The following is a 13,054-nucleotide window of genomic DNA, read 5'->3' on the forward strand; positions in this document are numbered from 1 at the left end:
AAATTTATGCAAGCTAAACCTAGAAGTATTTTGCAAGCAACAGGAATGTCACGAAGAAATGCATTAAAAGCTTTCGCTATTGGTAGCGCGGTTTTAACTATTCCAACTTTAAAAGCTAAAGAAAAATTCGCTGATTGCCAACCCACTTACAATAAAGCGGTTAATTATCTTGGAGAACACCAAGCTGGTGTATTAACACCCGAGCCTAAAAATGCCTCATTTATCGCTTTCAATATTACGTCGAATACTGTTGAAGAACTACAAACTATTTTCGCTTTGTTAACCGAGCGCATTGCATACCTTACCCAACCACAAACAATGCCTTCAACAGAAAATGATAAAATGCCTCCAGCTGAGTCCGGTATTCTCGGGACACATTTGCAACCTGACCTACTCACTATCACTGTGGCACTAGGAAACTCCCTTTTTGATAACCGATTTGGTCTCAACAAAATTAAACCTAAATACCTCAGTGAAATGACGAGTTTCCCTAACGATAGGCTAGAGAAAAAATGGTGTGGTGGGGACTTTTTACTACAAATATGTGCCAACAGCCAAGAAAGTGTTATTTATGCATTAAGGGATATTTTACGCCATGTATCTCCCTATTGCTTCCCATTATGGAAAATTGACGGTTTCTTACCTGCACGAGATATCGACAATCACTCGACTCCAATTAACTTGTTCGGTTTTAAGGATGGAACGGGCAATGCCCCCTCTTCTGACACATCATTGATGAATAAACTGATTTGGATAACAGATGGAAGTAAAGAACCTTCTTGGTGTGATGGCGGTACATACCAAGCCGTGCGCTTAATACGCTTCAATCTTGAATTTTGGGATAGAACGCCATTAGAAGATCAAGAAAACGATTTTGGACGTCATAAAGACTCCGGAGCACCAATAGGGATGAAAAATGAACATGATGACCCAGCCTTTGAAAAAGACCCACATGGCGATCGTATATTGTTTGACTCTCATATGCGCCGTGCTGAGCCTCGTAATCCTGAACGTTATACTGCCAAGCTTAGGCGCAGAAGTTACAGCTATTCTTTAGGCTTAACAGAGTCTGGTGCTCTAGATATGGGGCTAATCTTTGTATCTTTTCAACAAAATTTAAAAACGGGTTTTATTGATACTCAAAAACGTCTCAATGGTGAACCCCTAGAGAGATACATAAAGCCTTTCGGTGGTGGGTACTACTTCGTCTTGCCGGGGGTAAAAAATTCACAAGGTTATCTTGCTGAAAAAATGTTTACAGCATTAAAACAAACCAAATAAAGTGATTTAACTCTCCTATCATGCAAAAAGCCCCTCAGTAGTTAGACAATCAATTACTGAGGGGCTTTTACCATTTACAATTAATATTCTTAATCACTAGCCATTGGCTATATCACCTAAATATTATCTATTCATCACTGTTGTTTAGGCTTTACTGCATTTATTATTTTTGGCGTTCCTTCACATCCGCTTCAACTTCCTGTTTCCAATCCTCTGATATTGGTGCAGACATCTGCTTTGATTCAACCGCTTTATTGACAGCACGATAAGCTTTATCATATCCCGTACCATCTTGGACATACCCCGTCGCATTAGCACCTTTAATGCCAATGTTTTCAGCTTCAGAAATTGCGTCAATATTTGCACCTAAGAAAATAAAATCCCATTTATCTTCCGTTTCCGCTGATTTAATCATCGCTTTAATTTTAGCTTGAGAATATTTACGACTGCTATTTTCTTGACCATCCGTAATAATGATAAATAGAACATTATTATTTTTAGTCACTTTTCTATTTTCACGCATTTTTTCGATGCCTTCCCCAATTGCGTCTAATAGTGCGGTATAACCGCCAACTGGGTAATCATCCAGCGTTAAATTAGCTACTTTATCAATAGGTTCCCTATTGTAGAGCAGGCTTGTTTTATCATTAAATAGCAGTGTCGTAATGTAAGTTTTGGCTTTTTTGTCTCTATTTTCAGCAAGAACACTGTTATAGCCGCCAATAGTATCTGATTCGAAACCAGACATTGATCCACTTTTATCGAGAATAAAAACGAGATCTAAAACATCAGGTTCTTTCTTAATTTCGACAACTGATTTGCTACTTGCAACAGTAGTGAACAACAATAAAAATGCTGCTGATATAACAGCAAAAACAGATTGCTTTGATAGGTTCATTGCCGAGTTCCTTGGTATGGTTGATATAAAGACTTCCATATCCAATGTCTCTTTTCCTACTATTATTTCAAATAAGATTACTCTGCTTACTTAATAAGCATTTTCTTAATTAAGAATGAGACGAACCATTACTAAATAATTAGCTCTTATGTGTAGAAATATCACTGTAATTAGAATAAGTTAAATTTACCTTACCCAAATACCATTTTCCCTGAGTAAATTAATTTGTTGGATAAATTCATTATATTTCACATTTTCAGAAACGGTATTAGATGCAGAACTCTGCGCATATTCATGAACTAATTCAGTTGTCGCTTGATAGAATTCTTCATTCAGCTTTTTATGTATATCAGCATCATCAGAATCTTTCAGCTTTGTAACCAATTTTACTAGTTTTTCTGCTTTTAATTGCACATTAGCATTAGCAAAATCAGCGGTGGGTTCTACATACATAAAATCTATATTCACGGAATCTAAAAAACCATGATGATTTTTCTGAGGTAATAGGTTTTTGTTATATTCATTTTTTATATATTGAATTAATTCAAGCTTATCAAAGCACTTAGATTTAATATTCCCATCTAAATTATCGTCATAAAGGGTAATTGACTCAGGAAATGCTTCCCCTACAGGGTAACTACATCTAAATATATTTGCATCAATGATCGTGGCATTTGAGCTTCGAATAGGCATTTCTAACTCATGACCATTAATGGTAACAGGGTAACTAGCAGGCTGAAACCTATTTTCTTTACCATCAACCGCATACACTTCAGATAAAGTATAATAAACAAACTGATTTGGGTTAATAATCCCACCTGAATTATTTTCAAAAACAAAAAAGTCAGTTATATGCCCTTTTTCATCTTCTAAGTGATGTAACCCACTAGAAATTAGAATAACCCCTTTCCCATCCGGTAAAATATCATAAGCTTTACCATCTAACTTAAAGGTCATTGTATCTGTACTAGGGTTAGTGTAATAGAATTTACCTTTTCCATCTAACGCCTGAAAATCATCACAAGCAGAAATAGATATGACTGCGGCAATAAACCAAATAATTTTTAGGATGATTTTCATAATATTATTTCCAAATGATAATTTTATAGTTATTCTAAATAATCAGAATGTTACACCTGAATGAGGGGGGTTATCTCTCACTTTAAATATTACCAGCAATGCTAACAGTATATTATTAATTGATATTGATAAAAATAACTTTACGATAAGTGCTTTAACTAACTAATTTACTGTTAACTATCTATTTTGTTGCAATCAACACTCTAAAATAGTTTAAATATTATCCATTATGACCACGTAATACTTTTAATAATACTTGATAAACATCCTCCATCATTGGTGTAAGAGGCTGATTATTACATATTAAAGCGACTGTACGAGTTAATTCAGGTTGCTGAAGTTGTAATACTTTCAGTTCAGGGTCACGTAAATGAACAGTATAAAGTTGAGGTAGGATGGCAATAGCTAGTTTAGAACGAACTAAACCATATAGAGTTTCAATATAATCAACTTGATAACGAATATTTAATTTGAGCCGATGGCTTTCTACTGTTGCAGCAACTAAACGTTGAATATTCCCTTTAGAAAATACAGCAATGTCGCGATTATTCAGTAATTTCCAAGGTAAATGAAATTCATTGTTCGCTAACCTGTCATCATGATGAATAACAGCAACAAAAGGGTCATCTTGTAATGGGGAAATACTCAGCTCTTGTGGAACTGAACTGTCTAGAACCCCTATGCCAAAATCAACTTCATGATTAATTATCTGGTTCACGAGTGAGTCATTAGTTTGATCATAAAACTCGGTTTTTAATCTAGGAAATAATTGGTTTAATTGTTCAGGAACAGATGGAAATACTAATGAACTCACAGAAGGAACAAGCCCTATACGCACTATACCATCACCACCATCCTCGATGATTTTTTGAATATCACTAAATGCACGATGCGACACACTGAGGATTTGCTGTGCATGAGGTAAAATAGCAGCACCTAGTTCCGTTAATGTGACTGATGATGCCGTTCGATTAATTAGCTTTCCACCTAAAACAGATTCAATTTGCCGTAAAGCACTACTAAGTGCAGGCTGACTTACAGCTAAACGATTAGCTGTTTCAGTAAAATGACGCAGCTTTGCCAAAGTGACAAAATACTGTAATTGTTTGAGCGTCAGTGCCGGCAGCCGTTGCCAAGGTTCTGTCATAATCGTTAATTGTCTGCAGATTGAATAATCATGGAATATTCATCCTATCATAACCTTCTCTTATAGCCTGATAAATTTTATCATCTTGGCAAACGTTTGCCTTGCTCATAAAGTAGCAACCATAAATCATATAAATGGTATTTTTATGAACATAACAGAGCAAACTCGGCGTAATGCTATTCAAGCCGCAAAAGGCAATATTCCTTTTGACCTTTTACTCACACAAGCCAATATCGTTGATATGGTAACAGGCGAGATACGCTCCGCAGATATCGGTATCGTAGATAATTTGATTGCAAGTGTCCACCCAACAGGTTCACGCACTGATGCAAAAGAAGTTCATGATTTATCGGGTTATTTTATTTCACCTGGGTTAATTGACACTCACGTCCATTTAGAAAGTTCTCACCTTCCACCAGCTCGTTATGCAGAAATCGTTCTAACTCAAGGGACAACTGCCGTCTTTTGGGACCCCCATGAACTTGCTAATGTATTAGGATTAGAGGGAGTCCGCTATGCAATTGACTCTAGTCGTAATTTACCTTTAGACGTTATGGTTGCTGCACCATCATCCGTCCCATCTACGCCAGGGTTGGAAATGTCGGGGGCAGATTTCGCAGGCAAAGAAATGTCAACTATGCTTAGTTGGCCTGAAGTGCGGGGGGTCGCCGAGGTTATGGATATGCATGGCGTACTCAATGGCAGCGAAAAAATGGAGGAAGTGCTGAATGCAGGGCTCCAATCCGGTAAATTAATAGAAGGGCATGCTCGAGGGTTAAAAGGTGCCGAATTACAGGCTTACCTCGCGGCAGGCGTTACTTCAGACCATGAGTTAACTTCCGCAGATGACGCGCTGGAAAAACTCAGAGCGGGCCTTACTTTAGAAATTCGAGGCTCCCATCCCTACTTACTCCCTGACATTGTGAATGCACTGAGATCATTGCCCCATTTATCATCGCAAATCACAGTCTGTACCGACGATGTTCCACCCGATATGCTGATAGAAAAAGGTGGTATTATCGCTTTACTCAACCTATTGATTGAATATGGCATGCCAGCAACTGATGCACTGCGCTTTGCAACACTCAATGCGGCTATTCGCTTACAACGTAATGACCTTGGTTTAATTGCCGCAGGCAGAAAAGCTAACTTCGTACTCTTTGACTCACTGACAACGTTAAAAGCACAAGCCGTTTATGTAGCAGGTAAAAAAATTGCAGAAAAAGGCAAATTAATACATGCCATTAGTTCTCCATCAGATATTTTACCACCTCGAGATACTATGCATCTTTCCCCAATTACCGCGGATGATTGCCAACTTAAAATTGATGGAGTGAATAATGGAATAGCTAGATTGCGGCATATCCATGGCGCCCGCTTTACTCAATGGGGAGAAGTTGATGTGCAAGTTACTAATGGCATAGTACAACTTCCTGATAATTTTAGTTTTATTCGCGTTCAGCACCGCCATGGGCGTCATGATGCACGACCACAGATTGCCCTGCTCGAAGGTTGGGGTGAATTACGCGGCGCCATCGCTACTAGCTATTCACATGACTCTCATAACCTTGTCGTGCTCGGTCGTGACCCACAGGATATGGCGATTGCCGCCAATTTATTGATAGAAAGCGGTGGAGGCATGGCCTTAGTCCAAAATGGACAAATTTTAGCCCATGTAGCTATGCCAATTGCGGGCATGTTATCGGATTTACCCGCCTCAGAACTCGCCGAGCAGTTCCGTCAATTACGTGAGTTAAGCCATAAAATTGCTGACTGGGAACCGCCTTATCGTGTTTTCAAAGCGATAGAAGGAACTTGTCTAGCCTGTAATGCAGGGCCTCATTTAACCGACTTAGGATTAACAGATGGAACAACACGTCAACTTGTTGATGCCGTTCTTCATTTTTCCGAGCACTAATGACTAAAAATACGAATATACCAAAAATAATGACAGGAGAGCCTATTAATGGCTGAAAATTCAATAAATACGCCAACATCAGGGAGTTGGTTAGAAAAACGCTTCGCATTAAAAGAACGCGGAAGTTCAATTAAAACTGAGTGTTTATCGGGTATCACGGGCTTTTTAGCTGCCGCTTATCTATTGGTGGTAATTCCTGGTTTATTAGCCGCGGGTGGAATGGATAAAGGCGCTGCAACAACAGGGACCATTATTGTCTTTGTGCTTGCCAGCTTATTAATGGCTTTTTATGCAAATTTACCTTTTATTGTGGGTCCTGGAATTGGCGGGTCGGTACTCGTTGGTATTACCCTAGCGGGCAGCGAAGGAATAGATTGGCAAATAGGGTTAGGTATTGCGTGCTGGTCTGGTATTTTATTTTTTCTGTTAACCAAATTCGGCTTACGTGAAGTAGTAACTCGTTCAGTACCCCAATCAATTAAACTCGGATTAACTGCATCAATTGGGCTTTTTGTTGCTGTATTAGGCTTTCGCAATGCTGGGCTAGTATTAGCCAATCCAAAAACTAATGCATTAATGTTAGGTGATTTCCTTTCACCGGGTGCTTTAGTTGCCCTTGCAGGTTTTTTTGTCGCTATCGCATTACAAGCGCGTAAAATTCCCGGTGGAATATTATGGGCCATTTTATTTGCGACTATTTTAGGTATTCCATTTGGTGTCACAAAACTACCTGAAAGTTTTATTGGTGTTCCTCATTCTATCGCACCAGTTCTTGGGCAAGTTGATTTAATTGGTGCGTTGAATATTGCATTTTTACCCTTCTTATTTGTCTTTTTTGCTGCTGAATTTTTCTCTACCATGGGAACAACATTAGCCGTTGGCGGCGAAGCAGGTCTATTAGATAAAGAAGGTAATATGCCGAATATAAACCGCCCATTTATCGTTGACTCAATCGCAGCAGCATTAGGACCAATGGTCGGCATTCCAGCTGCAACAGCATTAATAGAGTCGTCGGCAGCCGCTGAAGCGGGTGGTAAAACAGGAATGACAGCTCTTGCCGCAGCATTTATGTTTTTATTAATGTTATTATTTACCCCTATTGCATTAATGATCCCAGCACAAGCCACCGCGCCCGCATTAATTTTGATTGGTCTAAATATGTTTAGTGGTCTACGTAAAGTTGATTTAGGCAACTTTACTGATGGGTTACCTGTTTTAATGATGGTGATGATCACCTTAATTGCCAATAGCTTTGGAACAGGGATTGCTGGCGGGTTGTTATTCTATATTTTAATTAAAGCTGTTGCTGGTAAATGGCGCGAGATCCCTATCAGTTTATGGATTCTAGCAGTCCCTCTCGTGTATTATTTCTCAACACTAGTAAAACACTAATACTCACTGAATGATAAAAAGGCCAGAGTTTAAATAATGACGTGCCCCCCAGAAATTGGTTACCCAATGACTGGGGTCAGCTCATAATCAGCGGCCTTTTTTAATTAAGCTAACACTAATTTAATACCGCTTGTGCTTCTATTTCTATTAGCCATTCTGGCAATGAAAGGCCTGTCACAATAATCCAAGAAGAGGCGGGAGGCATTTCACCAAACTTTTCTTTTAATGCATTTGTAATAGCAAGCTGCTCTTCGTCACTATCATAACCTGCTTTAATATAGATACGTAACATCACGACATGGGATAAATCCCCACCCGCTTCACGTAATACATGCTCAATATTAATCAGTGACTGAACTGTTTGTTCATACATCCCACCAGTTACAGTCTCTTGTTCAGCATTTACACCAACCTGCCCCGATAAAAATAATTGGCGTGTTCCACTCGTTTCTATTGCTTGGCTAAAGCCATACTGCAAAGAGTTAAATACCGTTTTAGGGTTAATTAATTTTTTTGTCATTTTTTATCCGTTTTAAAATATCAACCAACTGTAAATTATAAAGAAAATTCTATTGAAGTATCTAAGTATCAGACAAATTCTATCTGTTGAAACAAATAACGCATTTAAAGCTACATATATTGATAAAGTTTATTTAAAACTATTCATGACACCGAGTTCCATAAACTTTGCTAGCTTCTGTATTTCAATTTTTTTCTTTATCCAATCAGTTGGGATGCCATTTAAGTAAGCCATTTTGGCACCTATTAGGATGGGTTGTAGTTCATCCGGAACCCGGTTTATGACCCAATCAACGGCTTTATCTTTTGTCACAAACTGCCCAGTTTCCATGGTTTTCCACATTCTAGCCAATGTCAGTAAAACATTTCTCTCATCACTGTCTAAAGATGACAATAAATTAGGGAGAGAATCTAACATCGCTTGCTTTATTTGCTGTTCATTAACAACAGGGAGTTGATATTCTTTTGATTGCCATAAACTAACAGCTTCTTGCTGTGCTTGCGCTAACATCAAAGTAAATTCAGGATCGTAAACTTGACCTTCCAACTGCCCTTGCTCAATACTTTGCCGTAACCATTCCCCATACATTAGTTCACATTTTGCTGGGTATGAAAGAGAGGCTAACTCGCCTGAAACAAAAACAGCTATTTCTAATGGCCGACGCCCTTGAGGATCGCTAGGATAAAGCCCAGAAATTACCATAAAATCAGAAACCAGTAGCGTTCTCTGGTCATGAGTCATTTCTTTATCAATGACAACTAATATATCAATATCACTTGCTGGCTTTAAACCGCCAGACACGCCTGAACCATGAAGATAAACGGCAATCAATGAATCGCAAAGATGCCGTTGTAAAATCGACAATGTTTGCGCTACCTGATATGAATTTTTCATAACGCTCTAAAAACCTTTTTATAATGTTTTCTAACTCCACATGAGTGACGCTAATTTAGCTATTATTGCAATAAAAGATAGGCAAAAATAGCCCCATTCTAGGGACTATTTTTGTTAATTAGATAAGTGGAGGAATAGACGGTAAAATAGGAACTTCAATCACCGTGGGTCCATTACGATTGAATGCTTCTTGGCAGGCTTTTTTGACTTCATCAACGGTTTGAGCCCTTACCGCGCTGCAACCGTATCCTTTACCCAATGCAACTATATCCAGGTTTGGAATATCAAGCCCCGGTACCCCCGGTGTTTTCTCGAGTACCGCAAATGATTTTAAAATCGCATACTCATTATTTTTAGGTATCACAAAAACAATCGGTAAATTATGTTGAGCTGCGCTCCATAAACCCTGAATAGAATATTGCATTGAACCATCACCAATAATTGCCATCACAGGACGATGCCGCCCACTGTCTCTCTCTGCTAGTGCAATACCAACACTCGCGGGTAAATTCCAACCTAACGAACCACTCGCAAATGTATAAAAAGAGTCGGGTAACGTTATCGGCCATTCTTGGTGTAACTCGCCTAAATTAGACGGGGATTCTTCAACAAGTACAGTATCTTCTGGGGAAACCTCTCTCAGAGCGCGGAATAACTGAGAGGCACTTAATATTTCCGAAGTGTTCTGAGTCTCTGCTGTAGAATGAGGAGCCATACCATGCGGTTGCTTAACCACTGTTTTAGCCATTTTTCTTGGCATCACCAATTGGTGCAACCCTTCCAGCGCTAAAACGGCATCACTTAATAAACTATCACCAACAGGGGCTCTCCCCGCCTCAATAGGGTCATCTGTAATATGCAATAAGCGCATACCATCAGGGATATAGCTTCCCGCAACATAAGGGTAGTAGCGAAAAACGGGTGCACCGACCACAATAGCTAAATCATGACCTTTCAGTTTTTCTGATAATGGCTTTGTCGCAAAAGGCAATCCACCAGCATATAAAGGATGATCCTCAGGAAATGGAGGCCGTTCGGATGCAGGAGCAGACCAGACTGGTACATTGATTTTTTCAGCCAATTGAATAGCCACATCCCACCCTTGTCCCCTTGCAATTGCTGAACCGTAAATCAAAACGGGGTTTTCAGCGTTAGATAAAGCAGTTGCAAATTCCTGTAAACGAAGAGGATCATAACCAATACGCTCCGAAACTGAACGAACAGTTGGCATGGTCATTTGTGTCTCTTTATCCCAGTCATCCAGCGGAATTGATAAAAACACAGGCCCTGCGGGTGGTTGCAACGCCATAGCATAAGCCCGCATAAATGCAGCAGGGACATCTTCAGCACGTACAGGCTGATAGCTCCATTTCACCCACGGTTTCGGAAGTGTTTCGGGTTCGATATTTGTCAGCCAAGGTTCCATTAATAACATTTCTCTCGTTTGGTTGCCGGCAGTAATAATCAATGGTGTCCGGTTCATATAGGCGGTTAATATATTACTCATCGCATTACTTAAACCTGCTGATGTATGTACATTCACCATAGCAACCTTACGCATACCTTGAGCATAACCATCAGCTGCGGCAACAGCCGAAGACTCATGTAAAGTTTGGATGTAACGAAAATCACTCGGGAAATCTTTTAAAAATGTTTCTTCTGTTGAGCCTGGATTACCAAAAACGGTTGTTACACCTAATTTACGTAATAATTCGAATGTTACTTGCCGAATAGTTTTTTTCATTTAAAACACTCCATAAAAATCATCATAACTAAGTGGGCTACCGAGTAATCTTATAAGCCTTGATCAAACTACATTCCCCATTGATTTACATAAGCTATAGTAATACATCATAGCAAAAATTTTATTCTCACTATATTAAGGAAAAATAAGACTTTAAAATAAAAATGAGTGTCAATAATCTCTTATTAACCTTAAAAAAACAAATAGTTAAATTATTAACCTATTATGATAATAATAAAAAGATGCTGAAAAACACTAAATAACAATATACAAACAAAATTAAACTGTGATTTTTGTTAATAATAATGTTATTTATTTAATTCTAAGCCATAAATTTAAAATCGGTATTGTCACTATTTAAAATGCTAATTTTTTGATACAAACCTTATATTATTCATACAGATTACTATTTTGTTTTCTTACTAGTGGCGGTTTTCTTTTATGTCACACATCACACTTCTTATCATTCCTTTCGATTATCTCTTTACCTTTCTCAGATAAAAAAACACCTCATTTACACCATTATCATTACGATATAAAAACGGCACAAAAACAAAAAAAACCATAAAAACAAATAATTAGTGATATTCTCACAAAAATACTCAACGACGAAAAAAACAATATCTAAATAGTGTTATAGATCATGGTTAACTAAAAGTTATAGATACCCAAACAAAACTCATTGTTAAACAAAAGTTAAGCAAAGTAATTTAATTTGTCGCTAATGTTAAATAACAACAGTGAAAGTTCTGGTAAACTAACTTGAGGTAAAATAATGATCCTAGATGCCAGCTACACTTTATTAGTCGCTTGTTTGGCGCTATTGATTGGTATGTTTGTCGTTAAATACACACCATTTCTTCAAAAAAACCATATTCCTGAAGCCGTTGTCGGTGGGTTTATTGTTGCCATAATTTTATTAATCGTTGATAAAACAGTAGGTTATTCATTTACTTTCGATGCTTCACTACAAAGCATTCTAATGATCACCTTCTTCTCATCAATTGGGTTAAGTTCAGATTTTTCTCGATTAATAAAAGGAGGGAAACCTCTCGTTTTATTAACCATCGCAGTAACCATTTTGATTACCATTCAAAATACAGTAGGAATGGGAATGGCGGTTTTATTAAATGAAAGCCCATTTATTGGTTTAATTGCGGGGTCAGTGACGTTAACCGGTGGGCATGGTAATGCAGGAGCTTGGGGGCCAATACTGGCTGATAAATACGGTGTCACAGGTGCAGTTGAATTAGCGATGGCTTGCGCTACCCTCGGTTTAGTCTTAGGTGGGTTAATTGGTGGTCCTGTTGCTCGTCACTTATTGAAAAAAGTCACTATTCCAAAAGCCACTGAACTTGAAAAAGAAACAATTATTGAGGCTTTTGAACAACCTAGCGTTAAGCGGAAAATTAATGCAAATAATGTGATTGAGACCATTTCGATGTTAATTATCTGCATCGTCGCTGGTGGATATATCAGTGAATTATTTAAAGATACCGTGTTGCATTTACCTACTTTTGTGTGGTGTTTATTTGTTGGTATTATTATCCGTAATGTATTAACCCATGTATTTAAGCATGAGGTTTTTGAGCCAACCGTTGATGTATTAGGCAGTGTCGCATTATCACTATTTTTAGCCATGGCATTAATGTCACTCAAATTTGGTCAATTAGCGAGTATGGCTGGGCCTGTTTTAATCATCGTTGCCGTACAAACTATGGTTATGGTGCTATTCGCTTGTTTTGTTACCTTTAAGATGATGGGTAAAGATTATGATGCTGTCGTTATTAGTGCAGGGCATTGTGGCTTTGGTATGGGGGCAACCCCTACAGCTATTGCCAATATGCAAACAGTTACCAAAGCTTTTAGCCCATCACATAAAGCCTTTTTAGTTGTTCCAATGGTTGGAGCCTTTATTGTTGATATTGCAAATAGCATCATAATTAAGATCTTTATTGAAATCGGTACTTACTTTACTTAACACGATAGTATAACTTGCGAGCCTATAACAAAAAGCTATAGGCTCGCTTCTCTGTTTCTTTTCAGTTACCCACGTTTCCCCTCAAAGACTATTGAACTTTACTGGTTCCTTTGCGCTAAGAAAAACTTGATTAGCGAAAAACAGAGTAATCGCTCACATTCATCGTAACAACGTGATGACTTATCCGGATTAATTTAAA

General features: G+C 38.2%; 10 protein-coding genes. 4 read left to right on the forward strand and 6 right to left on the reverse strand.

Going from position 1 to position 13,054, the window contains the following annotated elements; all coding sequences use genetic code 11:
- Nucleotides 1-6: 6 nt before the first annotated feature.
- Complete coding sequence (gene efeB / locus ACPEH5_RS20110; RefSeq protein ID WP_129467153.1) at nucleotides 7-1,281, forward strand: iron uptake transporter deferrochelatase/peroxidase subunit; 1,275 nt, start codon at nucleotides 7-9, stop codon at nucleotides 1,279-1,281.
- 163 nt (nucleotides 1,282-1,444) lie between these two features.
- On the opposite strand, the gene ACPEH5_RS20115 is transcribed toward efeB, so the two are convergent.
- The 3 genes from ACPEH5_RS20115 to ACPEH5_RS20125 form a co-directional block, all read right to left on the reverse strand.
- Entirely contained in the window at nucleotides 1,445-2,179 is a 735-nt protein-coding gene (locus ACPEH5_RS20115) for a vWA domain-containing protein (protein WP_131680838.1), read from the reverse strand.
- A gap of 186 nt (nucleotides 2,180-2,365) precedes the next feature.
- Entirely contained in the window at nucleotides 2,366-3,259 is an 894-nt protein-coding gene (locus ACPEH5_RS20120) for a hypothetical protein (protein WP_166685847.1), read from the reverse strand.
- Between the two features lie 220 nt (nucleotides 3,260-3,479).
- Nucleotides 3,480-4,406 carry a LysR family transcriptional regulator gene (locus ACPEH5_RS20125; protein WP_129467151.1) on the reverse strand — a complete coding sequence of 309 codons (927 nt, stop codon included), beginning with the start codon at nucleotides 4,404-4,406 and terminating at the stop codon, nucleotides 3,480-3,482.
- Between the two features lie 145 nt (nucleotides 4,407-4,551).
- Between ACPEH5_RS20125 and ACPEH5_RS20130 the strand changes: the two genes are divergently transcribed.
- Entirely contained in the window at nucleotides 4,552-6,324 is a 1,773-nt protein-coding gene (locus ACPEH5_RS20130) for an adenine deaminase (RefSeq protein ID WP_105880874.1), read from the forward strand.
- A 48-nt stretch (nucleotides 6,325-6,372) separates the two neighbouring features.
- Nucleotides 6,373-7,716, forward strand: coding sequence for an NCS2 family permease (locus ACPEH5_RS20135; protein ID WP_042848905.1), 1,344 nt, complete (start codon nucleotides 6,373-6,375; stop codon nucleotides 7,714-7,716).
- Between the two features lie 115 nt (nucleotides 7,717-7,831).
- Here the strand turns inward: ACPEH5_RS20135 and ACPEH5_RS20140 are convergent, their stop codons facing one another.
- From ACPEH5_RS20140 to mdlC, 3 genes are all read right to left on the reverse strand, one after another.
- Nucleotides 7,832-8,236, reverse strand: coding sequence for a RidA family protein (locus tag ACPEH5_RS20140; protein WP_042848906.1), 405 nt, complete (start codon nucleotides 8,234-8,236; stop codon nucleotides 7,832-7,834).
- A gap of 129 nt (nucleotides 8,237-8,365) precedes the next feature.
- Nucleotides 8,366-9,130, reverse strand: coding sequence for an aminoglycoside adenylyltransferase family protein (locus tag ACPEH5_RS20145; RefSeq protein ID WP_129467149.1), 765 nt, complete (start codon nucleotides 9,128-9,130; stop codon nucleotides 8,366-8,368).
- 118 nt (nucleotides 9,131-9,248) lie between these two features.
- The gene (gene mdlC / locus ACPEH5_RS20150) at nucleotides 9,249-10,874 is read right to left on the reverse strand and encodes a benzoylformate decarboxylase (RefSeq protein WP_071548554.1); all 1,626 of its coding nucleotides are present in this window, start codon (nucleotides 10,872-10,874) and stop codon (nucleotides 9,249-9,251) included.
- 775 nt (nucleotides 10,875-11,649) lie between these two features.
- Here mdlC and gltS point away from each other — a divergent pair.
- Nucleotides 11,650-12,855: a sodium/glutamate symporter gene (gene gltS, locus ACPEH5_RS20155; protein WP_042848909.1), complete on the forward strand. Its 1,206-nt coding sequence runs from the start codon at nucleotides 11,650-11,652 to the stop codon at nucleotides 12,853-12,855.
- Nucleotides 12,856-13,054: the final 199 nt, after the last annotated feature.

The sequence above is a fragment of the Providencia sp. NPDC089933 genome (assembly GCF_049545585.1).
GTDB lineage: Bacteria > Pseudomonadota > Gammaproteobacteria > Enterobacterales > Enterobacteriaceae > Providencia > Providencia huashanensis.